This is a genomic window from Thermomonospora catenispora (genome assembly GCF_006363815.1).
GTDB classification, from domain to species: Bacteria; Actinomycetota; Actinomycetes; order Streptosporangiales; family Streptosporangiaceae; genus Thermomonospora; species Thermomonospora catenispora.
In genome coordinates, this window is record NZ_RRYT01000005.1 from 44018 (window position 1) to 66937 (window position 22920).

A 22920-nucleotide genomic window follows, 5' to 3' on the forward strand; every position below is an offset into this window, starting at 1 on the left:
ACCATGGTAGTCCTTGACCGAGGTCCGGTCCCGCCTTACCTGCGTGCGTCTCGGCGCGTTTCCGCCCTTTGCGGCGAACACCCAGGTGAGCCGGGTGTCATCGATCGGCGATCAGCCGCGTCCGGGCAGCCGCCGGGCGACGGTGGACAGCATGGTCTGCACCTCCGCGACGCCCAGCAGGCGAGCGAAGACCAGATACAGGATGCCACCTCCGAGGCTCCCGACGATCAATGACAGCAGAGCCGACACGAACCCGGGCCGCAGGGTGGCGTCCACGACCGCCTGCACCCCGTAGGCGAACCCGGCCAGCGGGCAGACCGCCGCCAGCAGCTTGGCGTGCGTGCCGACGATCCGGCGCAGGTCGAGGCCGCCGAGCCTGCGGCGCAGCACCAGCCACGACACCACCAGACCCACCGTCTGGGCGAGCGCGAACCCGCCCGCGATGGCGATCGCGACCTGCTCGGGGTCCAGCAGGGCGCTGGCGGTGACCGCGACGGTGATATTGGTGCCGATCACCGCCAGCACGATGAGCGCCGGGCTGCGGGTGTCGTTGTGGGCGTAGAAGACCCGCAGCGTCAGCTGGTAGGCGGCGAACGGCACCAGCGCCACCGCGAACACCTGCATGATGTGCGCGATCACCAGGCCGGACTCCCGGTCGATCTCGCCGTGCTCCAGCGCCACCGCGATGATCTCCGGCCCGAGCACCGCCATCAGCGCCGCCGCCGGCAGGATGATCACCGAGGCCAGCCGCAGGCCGGAGGAGAAGTCGTCGCGCACCAGCGCGGTCTTCCCCTCGGCGGCGTGCGCGCTCATCCGCGGCAGCAACGCGGTGATCACGGTGACGCCGATGATCGCGTACGGGAGCTGGAACAGCTGGTAGGCGTACGAGTAGGGGCTGTAGCCGTGCCCGGGGGCGGCGTCGCCGGCGGCGTTGAGCAGCGAGGTGGTCACCGCGAACGCGGTCTGCGTGGCCACCAGGTACATCAGGCTCCAGCCGGCCATCGACGCGATCTGCCGCAGCTCGCCGCTCTGGAAGTCCAGCCGGGGCCGCCAGCGGAACCCCGAGCCGCGCAGCGACGGCCACAGCGCCAGGGTCTGCATCGCGATGCCGCCGATGGTGCCCCCGGCCAGGATCGCCACCTGTCCGCCGGTGATCGATTCGGGGGTGACCGTCCCGGTGGTGACCAGGATGAACAGCACGCCGGTGCAGCAGATGACGATGTTGTTGAGCACCGGCGCCCACATCGGCGCGGCGAACCGGTTGCGGGTGTTGAGGATCGCCCCGACGAACGCGCTGATCCCCAGGAAGAAGATCTGCACCGCGAACAGCCGGGTGAACAGCACCGCCAGGTCGCGCTTGTCCCCGGAGAAGTCCCGGGCGTACACGTAGTCGATGAAGATCGGGGCCAGCAGCATCGCCGCCCCGGTCATCGCCGCCAGCCCCAGCACCGCCAGGGTGAACAGCCGCTGCTCGAACCGGGCGCCGTAGCCGGCGTCGCGTTCCTTGGCCCGCACGATCAGCGGCACCACCACGGCGGTGAGGATGCCGCCGAGCAGCAGGTCGTAGACGATGACCGGGATGGTGTTGGCGGTGTTGTAGACGTCGCCCAGCGCGGCCGTGCCGATCGCCGCGCCCAGCACCGCGGTGCGCAGGAAGCCGGTGATCCGGGAGAACACCGTGCCCAGCGCCATCAGCGCGCCCGCGCGCAGCAGGCCGCCGCCCCCGCCACCGGATCCCGCCGCGGGCCGCTCCTCCCGCCGGGGGGCGGGCGGCGCGGCGGCGGAGGCCGCCGCGGGGCTAGGGCTCGGCGGGCTCTGTGGGCTCTGTGGGTTTTGCGGGTTCGCCCGATCCGGCGGGGTCTGCGGGCTCGGCACGCTCGGCGGAACGGGCCGGTTCGTCGGGCCAGGGTGGTGGTTCGCCTCCGGATGCCCCGTCACCAGCTGCCTCCATCTTGTTGCGGCGCCGCGCCCGCATCGCTCGAAAACCGACGCCGACGAAGAGTACGGCAAGGGAGCCTCCGGTGATAAGGAGGGCCACCGGGCCGTACCCGGTCGTGTTGATCCGGAGCGTATGGGCGGGACGGAATGCCTTGCCCTCCGGGGTGAGCAGCTCGATGTCGATCAGAGCCTGGCCCTGGGCGTAGGACTCGACCTCGAAGTCGATGCTGGGGCTCTCATGCGGGCCCACTTCGATGGTCCGGGTGTACTCGCCGATCTGCAGCCGGGCCGGGATCCGCGAAGTGATCTTCACCTGGAGCCGGACGGTGCGGTCGAGCCCGTTGGTGATGGTGAACGGCACCCGCCCGGTGCGCCCGGCGAGCTGCACGGTGTCGCCCCGGCGGGACACGCGGACCTTGTCGATCTCATCGTCGAGCAGCTCGCCGAACAGATCCCGGGCGGCGCGGGCGTGCCGGGCCCGGCTGCCGCCGCCGCGCCAGGAGCCGGACAGCGTCCGCAGCACCGCCCGCTCGTACGGCCAGCTCATCGGCTGGAAGATGGTGGAGAAGGTGCTCGCCCGGGCGGCGATCTTCTTGACCTCGCCGAGATAGGCGCGGCCCAGCTCCTGGGCCTGGTGGTCGCTCGGGTAGCCGGTGAACGCCATCGGCTCGCGGCGCTTGGTCTGCGCGATCCGGTCGACCCGGGCCGGCCTCAGCCACGGCAGGTCGGCGGTCCAGCGCAGCAGGTTCTCGGCGAACGCCGGGTCGGGGTTCCAGCGCCGATGGGGGGCGATCACGATGACGCGGCTCTGCAGCGGCAGCTCTGCGGTGATCATCGCGGTCTCGGCCAGGAACCGCTGCTCGGCCAGCAGCCGGGCGCCGGGATCGCGGGTGCCGGCGCTGACGATCTCGCTGAGCACCGGGTCGTAGGCCACCACGTTCCGCTGGCCGGCCGCCGTCCGCACGGTGGTGGGCGCCCCGGGGGTGAACGTCGCCTGGGCGGGCTGGAAGAGCGCGCCGGACAGCAGGAACGAGTCGGTCCCCAGCTGCGCCATCCGCCCCAGCGTCCGGGTGCTGGCCGCGCCCTCCGCGGGCCAGCCGATCTCGAGGGGGGCGGGCCGGCCGAGCACCCGCTGGGCCGCCTCCATGTGCTTGTAGGAGATCTCCAGATACCGGCCCATCCCGTTGCGCAGCAGCGCCTCGGCGTCCACGTCGGCGTACGGGAGCACGAAGTACGGGTCGCCGGAGGAGGCCTTCTTGAGCCGGTCCAGCCAGCTCCGGGCGTGGGAGCTGGCGGGCCGGTCGGTCTGCTTGCGGCCGGTGGTGCGCACCGTGTACGGCCGGGTCATCGCCTGCGCGTCGTCCAGCACCGCCGGGTCGATCGCCCAGGTGATCGGGGTACTGGTCTTCTCCGCGGCGGTGACGAGGCCGCCCAGCCGCCCGTCGGGGCGCAGCTGCCGGTCGAGCCCGTCGTCGAGGAACGCCTCGTCGGCGGTGCGCCGCATCCGGTCGGCCACCGGCCACACCCAGCCGATCGCCGTCGGCCGGTAGTTGCCGGTGGGGGGCCGCCACACCAGGAACGTCACCTGCCCGGCCAGCTGCTGCCCGGCGGCGGTGAAGAACTCCACCCCGATCGGGTACGCCCCGAAGTCCCGCAGCCCCAGATCCTTGGCCCGCACGGTGAGCTGCCACGGCACCGGGGCGTTGCCGGCCGCCAGGTTCCCCAGCGGCCGGGGCTCGGCGGCGTTCGGCAGGTTCGCCACGCTCCACCGGGCGGCCTGCGCGAGCTGGCCGCGGCTGGTCATCCGCTGGGGGAAGTAGCGGAACCGGTAGTAGACGCCGGTGAGCGGGCGGCCGGAGCGGTTGATCACATGGCCCTTGATGGTCAGGGTCGTCCGGGGCGTGACCACGCGTTCCGACATGCCGGTCAGCACCAGCTCCAGCGGGCTCTGCGCCTGCCGCGGCGCGGCCGCCGGCGGCGCCGCGGGCACCGGAGTGCGCGCGGTCGCCGAGGCGTGCCCCTGAGGGGCGGGCGCGGGGGCCGCGATCATGAAACTGGAGAGCACGGCCGCAATCGCCGCGCGACACCACACCCTCAAGACATACCCGTCCATGTGCGCAGGGTGCCGGAACTCCGGACTACGGGCTCGATGGTAGTGCCTCGAGCACCGCGTCCGGCCGTCCTGCGCGAGGAGCGCTCAGCCCGCCCGGGCGGGGGCGCCCGTCTCCAGCGGCGCCTCCGGCGCCCGCCGGGGCTCCAGCGGCTCGGCCCGGCTCAGCCGGTACACGTCCGCCAGGCGGATCGCCAAGGCGGTCCACACCTCACCGGTCGCGGTGTAGACGACCTCCTCCTCCGGCGGCTCGCCGAGCGCCTCCCGGTCGGCCAGCACCGGGACGCCGTCCGGCAGCAGCAGCGGGCACACCAGATCGGCCGCATAATCGGTGATCGAATTGACCAGGTCGGGGCGGGCGGGCCGGAGCAACCGGGCTTCCACCGCCGACAGCACCCGCTCCGGGGCGGGCATGTCGCCGGCGGGCGTGATCACGGCGGCGAGGAAGCGTTCTCCGGTCGCGGCGCCCACACAGCCGAACATGCGCACGGCCAGGCAGCGTTCCGGCGGCAGATCGAGGACGTGCGGAAGGTCGTCGGCCTTGGAGACGGGGTGGCGCAGGCGCACGATCTCATGCGGGACCTGCTGTTCCAGCAGGAAGCGGTGAACGGCGAGTGCGTCTTTCATCGGCGACCTCCGGTGGCGCGAGGTGGACCGTACGCGCGCCCGTCATGATTCACTTGATTCACCACGGGGTGCTCAGAACGTAACCCGAGGAAAACTCCATGTGAACCCTGACAGCAAAAGTCCTACGGTATAGCGGGGACAGGCCGCCAAGATTTTTTGTTTGTAAGCCGTCTTGTGAGGTCATACGCTCGATGCCCGTGCCCAACGCCCCCACCGACGAACCGACCCCGCAGCAGCGGCAGGCCATCGCCGAACTGCTGGCCCGCGTGATCCCGCCGGCGGCCGACGAACTGGGTCGTCGATTCGCCGCCGCGGGGCACGAGCTGGCGCTGGTCGGCGGACCGGTCCGGGACGCGCTGCTCGGCCGGCCCGGCAAGGATGTGGACCTGACCACCGACGCCACTCCCCAGCAGGTGCTGGCGCTGGTCGAGGGCTGGGCGGACGCGGTCTGGACGATCGGCATCGAGTTCGGCACGGTCGGGCTGCGCAAGGGCGACCTGCAACTGGAGATCACCACCTACCGCAGCGAGTCTTACGACCCCAAGTCCCGCAAGCCGTCGGTGTCCTATGGCACCTCCCTGGTGGAGGACCTGCGGCGGCGCGACTTCGCGGTGAACGCGATGGCGGCGCGGCTTCCCGGACACGAGTTCGTCGACCCGTTCGGCGGGCTGGGCGATCTGCGCCGCAAGGTGCTGCACACCCCCGGCCGCCCGGAGGACTCCTTCAACGACGACCCGCTGCGGATGCTGCGCGCCGCCCGGTTCGCCGCCCAGCTCGGGTTCACCGTGGCGCCCGAGGTGGTGACGGCGATGCGCGACATGGCCGCCCGCATCGAGATCGTCTCGGCCGAACGGATCCGGGACGAGCTGTCCAAGCTGATCTGCGCCGACCACCCGCGGGCGGGCCTGACGTTGCTGGTGGACACCGGCCTGGCCGACCACGTGCTGCCCGAGCTGCCCAAGCTGCGGCTGGAGATCGACGAGCACCACCGGCACAAGGACGTGTACGACCACACGCTGATCGTGCTGGAGCAGGCCATCGCGCAGGAGGAGGGCGAGCCCGACCTGGTGCTGCGGCTGGCGGCGCTGCTGCACGACATCGGCAAGCCCAAGACCCGCGCGTTCGAACCGGGCGGACGGGTGACGTTCCACCACCACGAGGTGGTCGGGGCGAAGATGGCCCGGCAGCGGCTGTCCGCCCTGCGCTACCCCAAGGACGTGGTCGCCGACGTCGCCCGGCTGGTGGAGCTGCACCTGCGCTTCCACGGCTATGGCACCGGCGAGTGGACCGACTCGGCGGTGCGCCGCTACGTGCGGGACGCCGGGCATCTGCTGCCGCGTCTGCACAAGCTCACCCGCGCCGACTGCACCACCCGCAACAAGCGCAAGGCCGAACGGCTCCGCCGCGCCTACGACGACCTCGAGGCCCGGATCGCCCGGCTGGCCAAGGAGGAGGAGCTCGCCAAGATCCGTCCCGAGCTGGACGGCAACGAGATCCAGGCCGTGCTCGGCATCAAGCCCGGCCCGCTGGTCGGCAAGGCCTACAAGTTCCTGCTCGACATCCGCCTGGACCGCGGCCTCATCGGCAAGGAGGCCGCCACGAAGGAGCTGCTGCGCTGGGCCCGCGAACAGGGCCTGGAGCCGCCGGCCTCCTGACCCCCGGCCCGGCACGGTCCGGACCGATCCGGCGCGGTCGTGCCGAGAGTGCGGCCGTGCCGGAGTGCGCGGCGGTGCCGGGGGTGCGGCCGTTCCGGGGAGCGGGGTCGCGATCGCGTCCGAGGGCGGCCGAGAGCAGGGGGCTCGGCGTCGGCGCCGTGTACCGGGCGTCCGGTCACGGGCCGGGCCCGGGCGGAGAACGGGCGCCGGCGGCCTAGGCTTGCGGGCATGGCGGAGCACGCGGCGATGAGTCCCGACGAGATCGAACGGCTGCTGGCGTTCGACCGGGAGCATGTGTGGCATCCCTACGGGCCGATGCCCGGAGCCGCGGACAGCCAGCTGGTGGTGGCGGCCGAAGGCGTGCGCCTGAAGCTGGCGGACGGGCGGACGCTGATCGACGGGATGTCGTCGTGGTGGGCGGCCGTGCACGGATACCGCCACCCGGCGCTGGACGCGGCGGTCGCCGACCAGATCGGGCGGATGTCGCACGTGATGTTCGGCGGGCTGACGCACCCGCCGGCGCTGCGGCTGGCCTCGCTGCTGGTGGAGCTCACCCCCGAGCCGCTGACCGCGGTCTTCTTCGCCGACTCCGGCTCGGTGTCGGTCGAGGTCGCGATCAAGATGGCGCTGCAGTACCAGCGCGCGCTGGGCCGTCACGAGCGGCATCGGCTGTTCACCGTGCGCGGCGGCTACCACGGCGACACCTTCGGCGACATGTCCGTGTGCGACCCGGTCAACGGGATGCACCACCTGTTCACCGGGGTGCTGCCCGAGCAGATCTTCGCTCCCCCGCCGCCGGGCGGCTACCACGCCGATCCCGACCCCGGTTACCTGGAGGAGCTGACCCGGCTCGCCGCCCGGCACGCCGGGGAGATCGCGGCCGTCATCGCCGAGCCGGTCGTGCAGGGCGCGGGCGGGATGCGGTTCTACTCCCCCGCCTATCTGCGGGCGCTGCGGGACCTGGCCGACGAGCACCGGGTGCCGCTGATCCTGGACGAGATCGCCACCGGGTTCGGCCGTTCCGGAACGTTCTGGGGAGCCGACCACGCGGGCGTCGTCCCCGACATCATGTGCGTCGGCAAGGCCCTCACCGGCGGTTACCTCACCATGGCCGCGACCCTGTGCACCAGTGAGATCGCCCGGGTGATCTCCCAGGGCGAGGGGGGCGGGCTCATGCACGGCCCCACGTTCATGGCCAACCCCCTGGCCGCCGCCGTGGCCTGCGCCTCCATCGAACTGCTGACCGGCCGGGACGGCCGGGGACGCGACTGGCGCGCCGAGGTCCGTGCCATCGAGGAGATCCTGCGCGACGGGCTGGCCGAGACCCGCGACCTGCCGGGGGTGCGCGACACCCGAGTCCTGGGAGCGATCGGCGTCATCGAGACCGTCGAGCCCGTCGACGTCCCCGCGATCCAGAAGATCACCATGGAGCACGGGGTGTGGCTCCGCCCGTTCCGCAACCTGATCTACACCATGCCCCCCTACGTCTGCACCCCCGCCGAGGTCAGGCAGATCACCGAGGCCATGGTCGCCGCCGCCCGCTCGCTGTGACCCGGAGGCCCTCCGGCCTCCACGACAATGCGTCGACCCCGGGCATGCCCGTCCGGAGCAGGCCCTGGCGCCCCGGCCCGACGTCCCGACGCGCTGTCCCGGCTTGGTGCTTCCTGCTCGGCATTTCGGAGTGGTATCCCGGCTCGGTGTCAGTGCAGGCCGTCGGGGACCTTCCCGGTGTGGAAGCACGCACGGCGGCTCCACACCGCGTCAGGGGCCTTCACCCCCTTTCACGACCACCGGGCCTGTGCCACCAGCATGCTGCCGGGGCCCGGCGGCACAGTGCACTGCAGCGCGAGCCGCCCGGCAGGGTGGCCGCCGAGCCGGGCGATCACGCGCTATAGGCCGCTCCCACGGTGGGTCGTCGACCACGGTGCATCTCCACCCCCTGCGAACAGGGGCAGATGCCGTTGCCGCCGGCGGTGACCGCCGACCAGCGGGCGGATGCTCCGCGGTTCGAGGCGGTGACGGCCGGCACCGGCGTTGCCCGCATCAGGCCGGGCCGTCCGCGGACCCGGCCCGATCGGGTGCGGGCCGATGAGGCGTACTCCTCCCGCGCGATCCGTGCCCACCTGCGCCGTCGTGGTATCGCCGCCACGATCCCGGTCCCGGCCGACCAGGCCCGGCACCGGCGGCGGAGCAGCCGCGGTGGCCGTCCGCCCGTCTTTGCCCCGGACGATTACCGGGGCCGTCGTGCGGTGGAGTGCGACATCACCCGTCTGGGGCGTCATCGGGTCGTGGCCACCCGCTATGACAAGCTCTCCGTCCGCTACCGGGCGATCCTGGAGATCACCGCCATCAACGAATGGCTCCACCTACTTCGAAACGCGCCCTAAACCGTGGGGGCGGGACGTCGCGCGGTGGAGGTCCAGTAGGTCATGGCGCCGGCGAGGTAGGCGACGATGACGACGCACAGCATCACCGGAGAGCGGCCGTCGGGCGGCATGGAGACGGCGGCCACCGCGGCGGCGCCCACGAACATCGCGTTGAACAGCATGTCGTACACGGCGAAGACCCGCCCCAGATAGGCGTCCGGCACCGTCTCCTGCAGGATCGCGTCGACGCTGAGCTTCACCCCCTGGGAGACCACTCCGAGCAGGAACGCCAGCACCAGCCAGGGCGCGTTCGCGAACGGCAGCCCGAAGACCGTCGACGCCACCGCGGCCGCCCCGAGCAGACCGGTGATCCAGGCGTTCTTGCCGATCCGCGCGACCACCGGCGGGGTGAGCACGGCGGCCAGGAAATAGCCGGCCCCCGACACCGCCAGCACGCCGGCGGCCCGGTTCAGCCCCTCGTCCACGTCGTCACTGAACAGGTAGCGGTACAGCAGCAGCGTCATGACCAGCGTGATCCCGTACCAGAACCGGTGGAACGCGATCGCCCCCAGCGCCAGCGCCACCGTCCGGGTCCGCCCGATGTACCGGGCCCCGTCCGCGAGGCCGCGCAGCACGGTGCGCACCGCCTCCCGCGTCGTCGGGGGCGCCGCATCCAGGTCGGGACCCAGCCGCCACCGCTCCAGCCTCGTCGCGACCAGCCCGGCCAGCAGATACGCCCCGGCCGCCGACAGCAGGATCGCCGCCGTGCCGACCCGCCCGCCGCCGAACACCAGCCGCAGCAGATAGCCCAGCCCGCCGCCGGCGAACGCGATGACCGTCCCCGACGTCACCGCGAACGTGTTCGCCGTCACCAGCAGCCGGTGCTCCACCACATGGGGCAGCGCCGCCGACAGCGCCGCCAGGAAGAACCGGTTGACCCCCATCACCACCAGCACGGCGAGGAAGAACCCTGCCCCGTCGTGCCCGGCCAGCAGCAGCCCTGCCGCGCCCACGATCACGCCGGCGCGCAGCACCGGCGCCCAGACCAGGACCTGCCGCCGGGACCACCGGTCGAGGAACACCCCTGCGAACGGTCCCAGCACCGAGTACGGCAGCAGCACCACCGCGAACGCCGCCGCGATCTTCCCCGCCGACGCCTGCCGCTCCGGCGAGAACAGGATGTAGCCGGCCAGCGCCGCCTGGAACAGACCATCGGTGCACTGTGACACCAGCCGTGTCGCATAAAGCCGCCGATAGTCCCGCCCGCGCACCACCGCCCGCAACTGTCCGACCCTCACCGGCTCAGCGTATTTCCCTCGGCGGGGCCGGACCTCGCCCTCCCCCCGGCCGAGGTCCGGTCGTCCTTCCGCGGCGGCTCGCTCCACCATGGCCGGCCGCACTCCTCAGGCGGGGCTCAACCGCCCGGCCCGGTCCCGTCGCCGCAGGCCGCCGGTCGCGGTGCCGGCCGCCGCAGGGCGTGGCCGGCGGTGGCGGCCGGGCCCCGGCTCAGCGGCGTTCCAGCCAAAGACGGGTGTAGTCGTACGTCCGGGCGGCGGGCAGGAAACGCGCGCCGCGGACGCGGGTGGAGTGCCGGATCGGGATGGCGCGGTCGACCAGCGGCACGATGGAGGCGTGCCGCATGGCCAGGCGGTCGAGCTGGTTCCACAGACCGGTGGCGCGGTCGACCGCGGAGGCGCGGAGGGCCTCCTTGAACATGTTCTGCACGAACAGGTCGGGGTGGTCCTCCACCAGCGGGGCCAGCCCGGAACGACCGTTGTGGCCGAACCAGTCGGGCCGCGGGGCCACCAAGGAGAGATCGGCGTCCTCATCGCCTGACGTGATCGTGATACGGCAGTTCGCCAGGCTCTTCTTCACCGCCTCGGCGACCTCCTCATGGCCGTTGGCGGCGAGGGTCAGCGTCAGCCCGTTCGCGCGACCGGCCTTGATGAGCAGCCCTTGGCAGCGTCCCGGGTCGCCGGCGTCACCGGGCGTCGGATAGGCGATGTGCTCGAAATAGCCGAGGTTTCCGGGCGCGATCAGCGTGTGCAGCGGGCGGGCCGCCTCCGGGCCGCCGAACGCCCGGATCACCGCGGTCCGGTCCACGGCGTACTGCACGGCCTCCCGGACCCGCCGGTCCTTGGTCGGTCCGCTCCGGCCGTTCATCACCAGGTACGGCGCGATCCCCGGCACCGGCTGGAACGTGAAGCCCTCCGCATCGCGCAGCCGCCCGATCTGTTCCGTCGGCACCGGCTGGTCCCACGACAGGTCCGCGGTCCCCCGCTCGATCTGCCGCTGCACCTCCTCCGGATCGCTCACCCCGAACGTGATCTGGATCCGGTCGACGTGGCGTTCCCGCACGGGATCCGCGGCGGCCCGCCAGGCCGGGTTGCGCTCCAGGAGGTAGGAGCGGCCGGGCCGGTAGGAGGCGATCCGGTACGGGCCGTTGGAGATGATGTTCTGCCGGAGCTCGGAACCGTCGGGCACGTACCGGTCGTACTCCCGGGGAGCCGCGGCGGCGGACGGCAGCGTCAGCAGGTTGAGGAAGTCGGTGGCCGGACGGATCAACGTGAACACCAGCGTGTGCTCACCGTCGGCCCGTATCCCGGAGATCGAGTGCTTCTTCTGGTACGCGGCCATCGCCTCGGCATCGTCGTCCGGCACCTTCGCGTAGCCGGCGCAGAACTCGGCCATCCCCTTGACGGTCGCGATGTAGTACTTCCGGTACGGCGACGGGGCGGCCGGGTTGCACAGCCGCTTGAAGCCGCGCACGAAGTCCTCGGCGACGACCGGGCGCGGCGGCCGCGTGTCCCACTGCACGTCCCGGCGCAGCCGAACGGTGTAGGTCTTCCCGTCCTTGCTGATCCCGCCGTTCTCCGCGGTCGGCACCCGCTCGGCCGCGTCCGCCTGGATCTGCATCGCCTCGCTGAGGTCGTTGGACGCGCTCGTCGTGAACAGCGTCCGCGCGAACACCCGGTTCAGGGCGTAGGCGTGCGGGCCGCCCGCGGCGGCGGGGTCCAGATGCTCCACGTCCTTCGCCCCGACGATCCGCAGCGTCCCACCGGGCCGGGCGGCCCAGTCGTCGTTCACCGCCCCGCACCCGGTCAGGGCGAGCACGACGACCCCGGCCCCCGCCGCCGCCCGGGCGCTCCGGATCCTCCGAGCCATCGACCGACCTCCCGACACTCGCCACCTGACCGACCGTCCTCAGATTCTCCCGCCGCAAAAGCGGACACTTACCCCCTTTCGGGTGTCACCTTCCTCACGTCTCACTCCGGTCGGCGCCCCGATGTTTCACGTGGAACGCCATGCGCACCGGGCAGGCCCACGGGCCGTCGACACCCCCGTCATCGAAGCGCGAGGGGGCGCTCATGCGCACCAGACGTCCATGCACCACTCCCGCACCGAGACGCCGGTCATCGCGCCATCCCGATCCGGCGCTCCACCCGCGTCCACGGCGCGCGTTTCCTGCCCGCCGCCCGGACGCACGACTGCACCCGTCTTCGGCTGGAACGCCGCTGAGCCGAGGCCCGGCCGCCACCGCCGGCCCGCCCATCGGCACGGGGCGGCCGGCGGCCCGATCTGCACCCGGGCCGCATCGGCCGGTTCACCGCGCCGCGCCGCACCACCCGGCGAAGGACCGCCGCCGGCCGATGGCGGCCCTTCGCCGGACACGGCACGGCGCCCGCCCGGTCGGCCTCGGTGTTCGACCGGTGTCGATCTCGGGCGCAGGTCGACGGCGTGTCGCGGTGCGGCTCCGCCGCCCGAGGGGACCCGACGGTTCCCGCCCGCGTCATCGGGCGGCGATCATCCTCGTCACCGCTCCGTTCTCGATCGACCCACGCTTCGCCGGATGCGCCCTAGCCGAGTTCGTAGTCGAACCAGATCCGGTGCGTGCCGTCGGCATCGATGGCGATGCCGCCCGTCCCCGTGATCCCGGTCAGCGCTCCCGTTCCGCTCCCCGGGACGATCACGAAGAACGTGTTGTCCCTGCCTTCGCCCTGGGTCGTCGCAGAGTGCGCGAAGTTGAAGGTGCCGGTCCGGCCGTTGAGCGCTCCCTCGAAGGACTCCATCGCGACGTAGGTGCCGGTCCCCTGATCGAACGCGGAGGTGAACAACGTGGCGGAGCGCCCGACCACCTCGCCTTCGTACTGCTTCTCCATCGTGGAGATGGCGACGGGCAGTGCGGTCTTGATCGTCGAGTCCGGTGTCGGAGCCGGGGTGAAATCGGCGACTTTGAACGTCCCTGAAGCGTGCATCCTCGGATGCTAAGGAACGCCACCGACAATCTGCCGTCGAGCCGTCCGCTCATGATCCCCCGGACACGGCCCGACGCCGAACGCCGATGGCCCCGTGCATCCGACCGGTGTCGATGAAGGCCGCCGTGTCACAGAGCCCGCACGGGGACGCCTTCACTCGTCGGGATCCGTGCGCATGCGACCGGACGAATCGGCCAGACGGCGATCGAGGTCCGGATCCTCGTGCGGCCCCTCGAACTCGTCACGGATCTCCCACGACGGTCCGAGTTCCGCGCGCAGCCGCTCGAGGGCCCGGCGCACCGCCTCGTCGAACCGGGCCCGCTCCTCTTCCCCCCATGGCCCGGGGTCCGGTGGGTAATCCCGGTTCAGCGACGTGTCGTACCAGGCCACCAGGTGCTCCAGCTCCGCACGCAGGGATTGGCTGATCGGCAGCAGGGACAGATCGATCGGGTACCCCCACTCCTCGCTGTCCTCCGGCGTGGCGCCCCACAGAATCCCGCCCGACCCTGCGTCGAAGAAGAACCTGGCGCTGGGCATGGCGTGCTTCCCATCCATGTCGTTCACGCGGCCGTCCCAGACGACGGGAAGTCCGCACCGCTTCTCGCAAACGCTCTCCGTTCAGATGAATCCACCGAGCGCCGTGTTCCGCTCATCGCCCCGGGAACGGGCATCGTCACCGGCTCACGAGCCGTCGAGTCTCATGCATGACTCGTCGTCGAGCGCGGGCATCACGCTCGACGACCGCGCCCGAAGACACCGCGGCATACGACACGACGTGCTCCGAGCGGCCCGCCGGTGAGTCGGTGCTTCGTCCAGAGCCCACGGTGACCGGGCCGTTCAGCCGCTCGCAGGCCGCCATGCTCGTTCGCCCGCCTCGCCCGCCCGCCGGCCGGGCGCACCGTCGCACCCGTCCGGCCGGCTCATCCGGTCGGATCACCGGTCGGCCGCCGCTGACTCATCCGGGTACGGCTCTCCAGGTGCGCGGCCCGCGTCCATGCGCCTCAGGCCCACGCGATCCCCCTCCGGGCACCTCACGCCCGCACCTCAGGCGCCTCGTGCCCGGGCGGTCCCGTCCCCCTGTCTCCGGCCGACCGCGTTCAGGTCGGCGACCCGCGACCTCGACCGCCGTGGCGGCCGGCATCCCGCGCTCGGAGCCTCATGAGCGACCGATGTTCCCGTTCCGGGAGTCCCCTTCCAGGGGCATCCCCGTGGGCGACCGCGCTCTGAGGCGGCATCGACCCGGGACCGGCGTCCGCGGCGTGCGGCGTTCACGACCTCAGCCTCGGCATCCCGCAAGGCGCGTTCCGCACGACCGCACCGGGGCGTGAAGGGACCGGCAGCGGCACACGCCGCCCCAGCGCTCCACGCGTCATGGCCGACGCCGGAAGAGCCATCCACACGACCGGCCGCCGCCGGGAGCGGCGCCACGACCCCACGGTCGCAGAGCATCACCCGCGACCCCGTGCACGGCGGGCGCATCGTTCCGTTCACTGCGCGGCCCGGCGGGGCTCGACGCCGCCGGCGATCCGGCGGTCGACGCTTTCCGGGAAGGGTCAGACGGGACGGAGAGCGCCTTCGGGGGTCATGGAGCCGAGCAGGCGTTCCAGGGCGACCTCGACGTCCTCACGCCAGGAGAGGGCGGACTTGAGCTCCAGGCGCAGCCGAGGGAAGCGGTGATGGGGGCGGATGGTCTTGAAGCCGACCGCCAGCAGATAGTCGGCGGGGACCATGCACCCGCCCTCCTCGCCTTTGAGATCGCCGAACGCCTCGATGGCCTTGATGCCACGGCGGACCAGGTCCTTGGCCACCCCCTGCACCAGCATCCGGCCCAGCCCCCCGCCGGCGAACTCCGGAATCACATGGGCGGTCATCAGCAGAACGGCGTCGGCGCTGACCGGACTGGTCGGGAAGGCGATCGAACGAGGCACATACAGCGGCGGCGCGTACAGCACGAAGCCGGCGGGCACCCCGTCGACATAGACGATCTTGCCGCAGCTGCCCCACTCCAGCAGCGTGGAGGAGATCCACGCCTCCTTCTCCAAGGCGGGGTCCCCGGCTTCGAGGGCGCGCTCCCCGCTGACCGGGTCCAGCTCCCAGAACACGCACTTACGGCACCGGGGCGGCAGATCGTCCAGGTTGTCGAGCGTGATGCTGACGAGCCGACGCGACACCAGATCGGCACCCCCTGGTGCTTGTTCCCGCGCCCGTCCACGGGCTGTCCGAGCCGACGGCGGCGGAGGCGCCGACCGCGTCCCCCGAGCCGCGGAACCTCTTCGGGCGTTGTCAAGACAACCCCTAGGGTCCCTGAGGCATCGTATCTGACAGGGACATCGAGCGACCGGCGTCGACCGGAGCATCACGGAAACATGGCCGCACCGGGCGTGTCGTTGACCCGGACCATCACCAGACCGCCTGCGATCGTGACGCAGTTTGCCGTGTGGTTCCCGGCCCCGGAGGTATCCGTGCACCAGCACACGCGAACAGACCCCTACACCGACCGTTACGCCGCCCGGGCCGCCGGGATGGTGCCCTCGGAGATCCGCGCCCTGTTCGCCGTGGCCAACCGGCCGGAGGTGGTGTCGCTGGCCGGCGGGATGCCGTATGTGTCCGCGCTGCCGCTGGACATCGTCGGGGAGATGCTGGGGGAGCTGACCCGGCGGCGCGGCGCCCAGGCGCTCCAGTACTCCTCCGCGCAGGGCGATCCGGAGCTGCGGGCCAGGATCTGCGACGTGATGGCCCTGGAGGGGATCCAAGGGTCCCCGGAGGACGTCATCGTCACGGTCGGCTCCCAGCAGGCCCTCGATCTGCTCACCCGGATCTTCGTCGACCCCGGGGACGTGGTGCTCGCCGAGGCGCCCTCGTACGTGGGGGCGCTCGGCACGTTCGCCATGTACCAGGCGGACGTGGTGCATGTGCCGATGGACGAGGAGGGGCTGATCCCGCAGGCGCTGCGCGAGACCCTGGAGCGGCTGCGCCGGGCGGGTCGGCGGGTCAAGTTCCTCTACACCGTCCCCACCTTCCACAACCCCGCCGGCGTCACCCTGCCCCCCGCCCGCCGGGCCGAGATCCTGGAGATCTGCGCCTCCTGCGGGGTGCTGGTGATCGAGGACAATCCGTACGGGCTGCTGGGCTTCGACGGTGAGCCGATGCGGGCGCTGCGCGCCGACGACCCCGACCATGTGATCTATCTGGGGTCGTTCTCCAAGACGTTCGCCCCCGGCTTCCGGGTCGGCTGGGCGCTGGCCCCGCCCGCGGTGCGCGCCAAACTGGTGCTGGCGGCCGAGTCGGCGATCCTCAGCCACTCCGGCTTCTCCCAGTTCGCGGTACGCGAGTACCTGACCACCCAGCCGTGGAAGCAGCAGATCAAGTCGTTCCGGGAGATGTACCGCGAGCGCTGCGACGCGATGCTGGAGTCCCTGGAGACGCTGATGCCCGAGGGCACCGCCTGGACCCGCCCCGCGGGGGGCTTCTTCGTCTGGGTGACCCTGCCCGAAGGGCTGGACGCCAAGGCGATGGCTCCCCGGGCGATCGCCGAGCGGGTCGCCTATGTCCCCGGCACCGGCTTCTACGCCGATGGCCAGGGCCGGCGGAACATGCGGCTGTCCTTCTGCTTCCCCGAGCCGGACCGTATCCGTGAGGGCGTCCGTCGTCTGGCCGCGGTGATCGAACGCGAGATCGACCTGCGGGACACTTTCGGCACCACACGGGCTCCGGAACGCAGCGGCATGGACACCCCGGGCCCCGACACCGCCTGAACGCCCGATACCGCTTCTGCGCTCTCGAGCGCCGGGGTTCTGCGCCTCCGCCGAGCCCCGGGAGGACCTTTCGTCGGCGAAGGGGCATCGCGTCGGGGTCGGCCGGGTCGGCCCGCCCTCCACGGGGTCTCGCCGAGTTCCTGGAGAAGCCCGTCCCAAGAGAAGCCTGTTAAGGGGCTTAACGTAATGCTCCTTACGGCCTGTCCTGATCCGGGCCCGGGAGCAAGATCAGGCTCTCCTGTCTCGTCCCGCCCGCCGCACCCCGCTCGAACGGGTCCTGCACGGGCCCCGCCTTGATCCGACGGGAGTCACAGGCCCTCGATCCAGGGAAGTCGGGATCGGTCCAAGGACGAGGACTGATCCCGGGGAGCTGCAGGGCGTTCCCCTCCCGGGCTCCTGGATCGGCGATCGTGCCGGGCGCGCACGGTGCCGGCGCAGGCCGGCGTCGATGCGCTCGGGCGCCGCCCCGTCGTCCCATCCCGGTTTCCTCGTCCCCACCCCGGTTTTCCGGCGGCCGCCTCCGCCTGCTCTCGCCGGCGGCGTGCACGCCGGTACGGCGTCTGCCGAGGCGGGGAACCGTACGGCGGGGAGCGCCACGAGGTGACCGGCCCACGAGCAAGACCGTCTCCACGATCTCGTGGCGCGGACGCTCTTCCCCGCGGCCGTCCCTGCTCGGGCGGCAGCAGTGGTCGGCACGCGCCGTTCACCGGTCGGGCCCGAGAGGGGCAAGGCCGGCCTCCCCGCCCGCCCCCTCCCCGACTCGATCTCCGAAGCGTCACAGGCCCCGGAGCCATGCACAGAGCCGTTCGCGGGGAACCACCGTGCCCGCTCCGGGCAAAGAACAGATCGACATCGCCTGCACGCCCCGCACTCTGCGGGCGGTCCGGCCGGCAGCGGGGGCGCCGGCCGGGCCGGGCAGGCCCACGACACCGGACAGCGGAGCGCCTCCGCTGGACGGACCACCCGTGCCCTCTCGGATCCCAGCGGCTCGCCGGTAGATGCGCCTCCGCGATCGACTGAGGCGGTACACCGGCCCCCTACCATCGAGGGCCGTACAGGCGAGCCGGTGGCGGCAGAGCGGTGAGCCTGACCGGACGGGTCTGCATGAAATCTGCATGAAAGGTGAGCACGGGCATGAGCATCCAGCAGGGACGGTTCGCCGCGGCAGAGAACGAGGAGCGCGAACTCGGCCATGTGATCGTTCTCGCCGGCGGACTGTCCTACGAGCGCGAGGTGTCGCTGCGCTCGGGCCGTCGGGTCGCCGACGCACTTCGCGCCCTCGATGTGGATGTGGAGATCCGCGACGCGGACGCGACGTTGCTGCCCGCCTTGCAGGCCTCTCCTCCCGACGCCGTGTTCCCCGTGCTGCATGGGGCGATGGGTGAAGACGGAGCCATCCGGGACGTCCTCGATCTGCTCGGCATCCCCTACGTCGGAGCCGAGCCGCATGCCTGCCGCATCGCCTGGGACAAGCCCACCGCCAAGTCGGTGGTCCGCGCCGCCGGTCTGATCACCCCGGACTCGGTGACCTTGCCCAAAGAGGTCTTCCACGATCTCGGCGCCACCGCCCTGATGGACAGCGTGATCCGCCGGCTGGGCCTTCCCCTCTTCGTCAAACCGGCACGGGGCGGATCCGCTCTGGGCGTCTCCGCCGTCCATGAGCCGTCCGAGCTTCCCACCGCCATGGTGGGCTGCTTCGCCTACGGCGACACCGCTCTCATCGAACGCTATGTCTCGGGGACCGAGATCGCCGTCAGCGTCATCGAGCGCGACGGTATGCCCATGGCGCTCCCGCCTGTGGAGATCGTTCCCGCCGGGGATCTGTACGACTACACCGCCCGCTACGACGCCGGCGACACCGAGTTCATCACTCCCGCCCGTCTCCCCGAGGAGACCATCCGCCAAGCCACCGAGGTGGCGCTCACCGCGCATCGCGCTCTCGGCCTTCGAGACCTCTCCCGCACCGACCTGATCGTCGACTCCGCCGGGCAGATCCACTTCTTGGAAGTGAACGTGGCGCCCGGCATGACCGAGACCAGTCTCTTCCCCCGTGCGCTTCAGGCGGCCGAGCTGGAGCTGGGCCCCACCCTGGTGGACCTGATCCGCACCCGATGTTTCTCGTGAAACATGACCTCCGCCCGCGGCAGAGGCCTTGAGCCGAAGTCCTTCTGTGCACCGACCGGTCATGCGCCCCGAGAGAGGAGCGACGCCCGCCCGACCCGGCGGGGAGCCTGCGAAGGGCGGCCCTGTCACGCCAGGGTGCCGGAGCACATCGCCTCTGAACACCCGACCGCCTCTCACGACGGGCGGCGCGCGCAGGCCTCCCGAGGACGAGGCGACGCGGAAGAGGGCATGCGGCGACCGTGAGGCCGATGTTTCACGGGAAACATCCGGGTGCGGATCCGTGCGCTGAAGGAAGCGGACTCCACGGCGAGTGCACGGGATCGCCAGGATGCGCCCCCGGACGGCCCTGTCTCTTCGGGGGTGGACTTTGCCGCAGCAGCCGGCGGGCGGGATGAGCCGCGACGGGTGAGCGGTGAAGAGTGCCCCGGAGGCGCCGCAAGCGCCTCCCTACAGACGCCGCAGGAACCCGGAGGAGCTGCACCCGCCCCTGTACGCGGGTATCCGCCGTGCAGGGGGTTGACCCAGGTATCACGACGGGTGCGCGCGCCCAGTGGTGCGGGTACCCGTCGTGCATGACCTCCTCCTGAAGGCGGGTCACCCTCGTGCGGGTCGACCCTTCCCGCTTCACCGCCGTCCGCTCCGGCCCAGGAGAAGCCCCGGCGAGGCCTCACGCCTCCTCCACCGGCGTCCCGCTTCACCGCCGGCCCGGCGGTGAGGGCGTCGCACGCGGCGTTTCCCGATCATGCACCGCCCCGCACGGGCACCGCCGCCTCCGAACGTTCAACGGCACGGACTCGCGCGCACGGTCCTGCATGCCGAGCACACGGCCTGTCGCCGGGGGCCGGTCGACGATGAGGGCGGCCCGCATCAGGAGAGCAGGCGTCCCCTGCCCGGGAACGAGGCGCCTCGCGGGAGATCAGACAGCCGTACCCCATGCAGGCATGCCCGCATAGCACGTGTGGGCGGGACTCATCGCCGCATGACACACCTGTGCGGGATCGGGAGGCGTCGCACAGGGGCGTGCCGGATCACCGGGTGCATGGGTCCGCCGGGTGGTCTGGAGATGATGCGGCGAACGCGAGGGGGCATCGGCGTATCCACCGCCTCCGAGTGCCCGATGGTGAACGCCGACGCACTTCTTCGGCATCGGTCGTGGCCGCTGTGCCGCGAGACGGCCTGAGCGGTCTGAGCGCCCCCCACAGAAAAACGCCCCGGAGACAAAGGCTCCGGGGCGGTGGGGAAGGGGTGAATCAAAGATCGGTGCTCTGAAGGCCGGGCTCGTCAGGCGCCATGACCTTGATGATGCGGTCGAGGTCCTCGAGGGTGGCGAACTCCACGACGATCTTGCCCTTGGTACGGCCGAGGTCCACCCGGACCTTGGTCTCGTAGCGGTCAGAGAGGCGTTCGGCCAGCTCGCGGAGGGCGGGGGCCACGGGCTTCTTCCGGCCCTGGCGGCGAGGGGTCTTGGACGGCTCCTCGATCTCCCGCATCTGGATGATCTCTTCGACCGCCCGGACCGAGAGGCCTTCGGCGACGATGCGCTGAGCGAGCGCCTCCTGAGCTTCGGCGCTGTCCAGGGAGAGCAGGGCGCGAGCGTGCCCGGCGCTGAGCACACCGGCGGCGACGCGCCGCTGGACCGCGGGAGGCAGGTTGAGCAGGCGCAGGGTGTTGGTGATGTGCGGGCGGGACCGGCCGATCCGGGCGGCCAGCTGCTCATGGGTGGCGCCGAAGTCCTCCAGCAGCTGCTGGTATGCGGCCGCCTCCTCCAGCGGGTTGAGCTGCTGGCGGTGGAGGTTCTCCATGAGGGCGTCACGGAGCAGGTCGTCGTCGGAGGTGTCCCGGATGATCGCCGGAATGGTCTCCAGCCCGGCCTGCTGGGAGGCCCGCCAGCGGCGCTCCCCCATGATCAGCTCGTACTGGTCGGGACCGGTCCGCCGCACCACCACGGGCTGCAGCAGGCCGACGATCTTGATGGACTCGGCCAGCTCCTGAAGCGCCTCCTCGTCGAAGTGCTGACGAGGCTGCCGGGGGTTGGGGGTGATCGAGCTCAGCGGCAGCTCGGCGAAATGCGCTCCGGCCACCGGCTCCAGGTCCGGGGCCGAGCCGTCTCGATTGTTCGCACCGCCCGTTCCTGGAGCGGGCCCCGTGGGAATGAGGGCACCCAGTCCCCTGCCCAGACCGCGCCGCTGCTGTGTCACCTCGTCACCTCACCTGGCGCAATGCTGTCACTGGTCGTCATCAGGCCCTTCCCGCGCCACGGTGGGCCATCTCGCACGCGGCCTCGCTGTAGGCGAGCGCGCCGCTGGAACCCGGATCGTAGGTCATCACCGACTGTCCGTAGCTCGGCGCCTCCGACACCCGCACGCTCCGGGGGATCACCGTCTTGAGCACGATGTCACCGAAGTGCCCGCGGACCTCGTCGGCGACCTGGGCGGCCAGCCGAGTCCGGGCATCGTACATGGTCAGCAGGATGGTGGAGACCTCGAGCTGGGGGTTGAGGTGCGACTTCACCAGATCGACGGTGCGCAGCAGCTGCCCGAGCCCTTCCAGCGCGTAGTACTCGCACTGGATCGGGATCAGCAGTTCCTCCGCACCGACGAGCGCGTTCACCGTCAGCAGCCCCAGTGAGGGCGGACAGTCGATGAGAACGTAGTCGAACTGCTCCTTGTCATAGCGGTCCAGCGCCCGGCGCAGCCGGGACTCCCGGGCCACCTTGGAGACGAGTTCGATCTCCGCCCCCGCCAGATTGAGGGTCGCAGGGGCGCAGTAGAGGTTGGGAAGCTCTGGAGCCGATACGACGATCTCGGCCAGGGGCCGATCCTCGATCAGCACCTCGTAGATGGACGGGATGTCGGCGTGGTGGTCGACTCCCAGCGCGGTGGACGCATTGCCCTGAGGATCGAGGTCGATCACCAGCACCTTCAGCCCGTGCATGGCCAGAGAGGCCGCCAGATTGACCGAGGTGGTGGTCTTGCCGACGCCGCCTTTCTGGTTGGCGATGGTGATCACCCGGCAGGTCGGCGGCTTGGGCCACTCCTGCTGTCCGGACGTGGACTGCACGGCGGCCCCCGCCCGCCCGGTGCCTTGGGCGGATCCGCTTGCCGGAGCGGGCGACGATGTTTCCCGTGAAACAGTGGCTTTCTGCAGTGCTTCGCGCACCAACTCCGATTCCCCCTGGGTGGATGCCCGACCGGCCAGAGGCGGGGGACCGTCGGCACTCCCTCCGCTGGTCGGCACATAACCGGTCGCCGCCGTTCCGGAGGTGGTGCCCCACGCGGCATGTCCGGACGGCGGCTTGTTCCGCTTGGCCGTGCCGGATGCGTTCTCACTCCCCGGTCTGCTCTGGGCAGCGGACTGCGTCGGCTTCGTCATCTCCTCCGGCGCGTCTGCAGACCCGCCGGGCACCGCATTCGTCGCTGAACCATCCGTCATAGGGCCCGACCCACCATCCGACGTACCACTCGTTCCGGTGGGAACCGTACCGGACCCGCCCACCGGCATTCGCTCGACCGTCTCCCCCACCGGTCGCCCACCGACCGTACCGGTGAAGGGAGCCGCCGCCCCCACACCGCCGGACACGATGGGAGGGGGCAAGGGAGCCGATCTGTGCGGAGATGTGTTCTCGTCGCCCCCGGCTGCCCCCGATCCGGTCGGGGAGCGGGGGCCCGGTGGTCCCTTGCCCTTCGCCGCTCTCGAGTCGGGTGGTCCGAGAGCGGGCGGGAAACCGCCGGGCGGCGCCCCGCCCGAGAAGCGTCCGGAGAGGACGCCGCCCGGTCCGGAACGGAACGGAGTAGGAGAAGCATCCCACGAGCGGCCTTCTCCGCCGGGCCTTGTCCCGGGCGAGTCGCCCATTCCTTCGGCATCACCGGGAGGCCGAGCCGCCTTCTCCGGCGGGCCGGTCTCGCTCCGGGCGGCAGAGGCTCTGTGCGGGAAGGCCGTGCCCGGTCTCAGAAACGCTCCGCCGACAGGGGAATCCTCCGCCTCCGCCGGGGCCGCTCGTGCGCTCGATGACCCGACATGCGGCATCGGCGGAGAGGAGCCATCGCGAGCAGGCGCGCTCTGGGCCGCATCCGGCCGGTCCTTGCGGAC

Annotated in this window: 15 protein-coding genes; 5 read left to right on the top strand and 10 right to left on the bottom strand. The window is 71.6% G+C overall.

All coding sequences use genetic code 11. From position 1 onward, the window contains the following. Positions 1-111: 111 nt before the first annotated feature. The 3 genes from murJ to EIO00_RS06000 all read right to left on the bottom strand — a co-directional run bounded on the left by murJ (position 112) and on the right by EIO00_RS06000 (position 4675). Positions 112-1875 carry a murein biosynthesis integral membrane protein MurJ gene (gene murJ / locus EIO00_RS05990; protein ID WP_422100029.1) on the bottom strand — a complete coding sequence of 588 codons (1764 nt, stop codon included), beginning with the start codon at positions 1873-1875 and terminating at the stop codon, positions 112-114. Beyond that, positions 1799-4051 carry a DUF6049 family protein gene (locus EIO00_RS05995; RefSeq protein ID WP_277752850.1) on the bottom strand — a complete coding sequence of 751 codons (2253 nt, stop codon included), beginning with the start codon at positions 4049-4051 and terminating at the stop codon, positions 1799-1801. Before EIO00_RS05995 ends, murJ begins: the two co-directional genes overlap by 77 nt. An 84-nt stretch (positions 4052-4135) precedes the next feature. Next, positions 4136-4675, bottom strand: coding sequence for an aminoacyl-tRNA deacylase (locus tag EIO00_RS06000; protein ID WP_140175992.1), 540 nt, complete (start codon positions 4673-4675; stop codon positions 4136-4138). Between the two features lie 191 nt (positions 4676-4866). Between EIO00_RS06000 and EIO00_RS06005 the strand changes: the two genes are divergently transcribed. The 3 genes from EIO00_RS06005 to EIO00_RS06015 all read left to right on the top strand — a co-directional run bounded on the left by EIO00_RS06005 (position 4867) and on the right by EIO00_RS06015 (position 8717). Then, a complete protein-coding gene (locus tag EIO00_RS06005; RefSeq protein ID WP_140175994.1) occupies positions 4867-6330 on the top strand; it encodes a CCA tRNA nucleotidyltransferase in 1464 nt (487 codons plus the stop codon). Between the two features lie 228 nt (positions 6331-6558). Then, a complete protein-coding gene (locus tag EIO00_RS06010) occupies positions 6559-7881 on the top strand; it encodes an adenosylmethionine--8-amino-7-oxononanoate transaminase (RefSeq protein ID WP_140175996.1) in 1323 nt (440 codons plus the stop codon). Positions 7882-8285: 404 nt separating this feature from the next. After that, the gene (locus EIO00_RS06015) at positions 8286-8717 is read left to right on the top strand and encodes a transposase (protein ID WP_140175998.1); all 432 of its coding nucleotides are present in this window, start codon (positions 8286-8288) and stop codon (positions 8715-8717) included. Here EIO00_RS06015 and EIO00_RS06020 read toward each other — a convergent pair. From EIO00_RS06020 to EIO00_RS06040, 5 genes are all read right to left on the bottom strand, one after another. Further along, on the bottom strand, positions 8714-9994 hold the full coding sequence (locus tag EIO00_RS06020; RefSeq protein ID WP_241661152.1) for an MFS transporter: 1281 nt from the start codon (positions 9992-9994) through the stop codon (positions 8714-8716). The genes EIO00_RS06015 and EIO00_RS06020 overlap by 4 nt on opposite strands. Before the next feature lie 208 nt (positions 9995-10202). Further along, entirely contained in the window at positions 10203-11861 is a 1659-nt protein-coding gene (locus EIO00_RS06025; RefSeq protein WP_140176001.1) for an ABC transporter substrate-binding protein, read from the bottom strand. A 692-nt stretch (positions 11862-12553) separates the two neighbouring features. Further along, positions 12554-12952, bottom strand: a complete 399-nt coding sequence (locus EIO00_RS06030) for a DUF3224 domain-containing protein (protein ID WP_140176003.1) — start codon at positions 12950-12952, stop codon at positions 12554-12556. Between the two features lie 153 nt (positions 12953-13105). Further along, a complete protein-coding gene (locus EIO00_RS06035) occupies positions 13106-13516 on the bottom strand; it encodes a hypothetical protein (protein ID WP_206664056.1) in 411 nt (136 codons plus the stop codon). Positions 13517-14505: 989 nt separating this feature from the next. Continuing rightward, positions 14506-15123, bottom strand: a complete 618-nt coding sequence (locus tag EIO00_RS06040; protein ID WP_140176005.1) for a GNAT family N-acetyltransferase — start codon at positions 15121-15123, stop codon at positions 14506-14508. A 351-nt stretch (positions 15124-15474) separates the two neighbouring features. Here EIO00_RS06040 and EIO00_RS06045 point away from each other — a divergent pair, with 351 nt between their 5' ends. Beyond that, the gene (locus EIO00_RS06045; protein WP_140176264.1) at positions 15475-16707 is read left to right on the top strand and encodes an aminotransferase-like domain-containing protein; all 1233 of its coding nucleotides are present in this window, start codon (positions 15475-15477) and stop codon (positions 16705-16707) included. A 1134-nt stretch (positions 16708-17841) separates the two neighbouring features. Further along, complete coding sequence (locus EIO00_RS06050; protein WP_140176007.1) at positions 17842-18831, top strand: D-alanine--D-alanine ligase family protein; 990 nt, start codon at positions 17842-17844, stop codon at positions 18829-18831. A 1250-nt stretch (positions 18832-20081) separates the two neighbouring features. On the opposite strand, the gene EIO00_RS06055 is transcribed toward EIO00_RS06050, so the two are convergent. After that, positions 20082-21029: a ParB/RepB/Spo0J family partition protein gene (locus tag EIO00_RS06055; protein WP_140176009.1), complete on the bottom strand. Its 948-nt coding sequence runs from the start codon at positions 21027-21029 to the stop codon at positions 20082-20084. Between the two features lie 40 nt (positions 21030-21069). Further along, a complete protein-coding gene (locus EIO00_RS06060; protein WP_241661153.1) occupies positions 21070-21891 on the bottom strand; it encodes a ParA family protein in 822 nt (273 codons plus the stop codon). Positions 21892-22920 lie beyond the last annotated feature (1029 nt).

Bases quoted from the DNA above. Each gene is read 5' to 3' on its own strand.
- EIO00_RS05995 (WP_277752850.1), bottom strand. From the start codon at position 4,051: ATGGACGGGTATGTCTTGAGGGTGTGGTGTCGCGCGGCGATTGCGGCC.
- EIO00_RS06000 (WP_140175992.1), bottom strand. From the start codon at position 4,675: ATGAAAGACGCACTCGCCGTTCACCGCTTCCTGCTGGAACAGCAGGTC.
- EIO00_RS06005 (WP_140175994.1), top strand. From the start codon at position 4,867: ATGCCCGTGCCCAACGCCCCCACCGACGAACCGACCCCGCAGCAGCGG.
- EIO00_RS06010 (WP_140175996.1), top strand. From the start codon at position 6,559: ATGGCGGAGCACGCGGCGATGAGTCCCGACGAGATCGAACGGCTGCTG.
- EIO00_RS06015 (WP_140175998.1), top strand. From the start codon at position 8,286: ATGCCGTTGCCGCCGGCGGTGACCGCCGACCAGCGGGCGGATGCTCCG.
- EIO00_RS06025 (WP_140176001.1), bottom strand. From the start codon at position 11,861: ATGGCTCGGAGGATCCGGAGCGCCCGGGCGGCGGCGGGGGCCGGGGTC.
- EIO00_RS06030 (WP_140176003.1), bottom strand. From the start codon at position 12,952: ATGCACGCTTCAGGGACGTTCAAAGTCGCCGATTTCACCCCGGCTCCG.
- EIO00_RS06045 (WP_140176264.1), top strand. From the start codon at position 15,475: ATGGTGCCCTCGGAGATCCGCGCCCTGTTCGCCGTGGCCAACCGGCCG.
- EIO00_RS06050 (WP_140176007.1), top strand. From the start codon at position 17,842: ATGAGCATCCAGCAGGGACGGTTCGCCGCGGCAGAGAACGAGGAGCGC.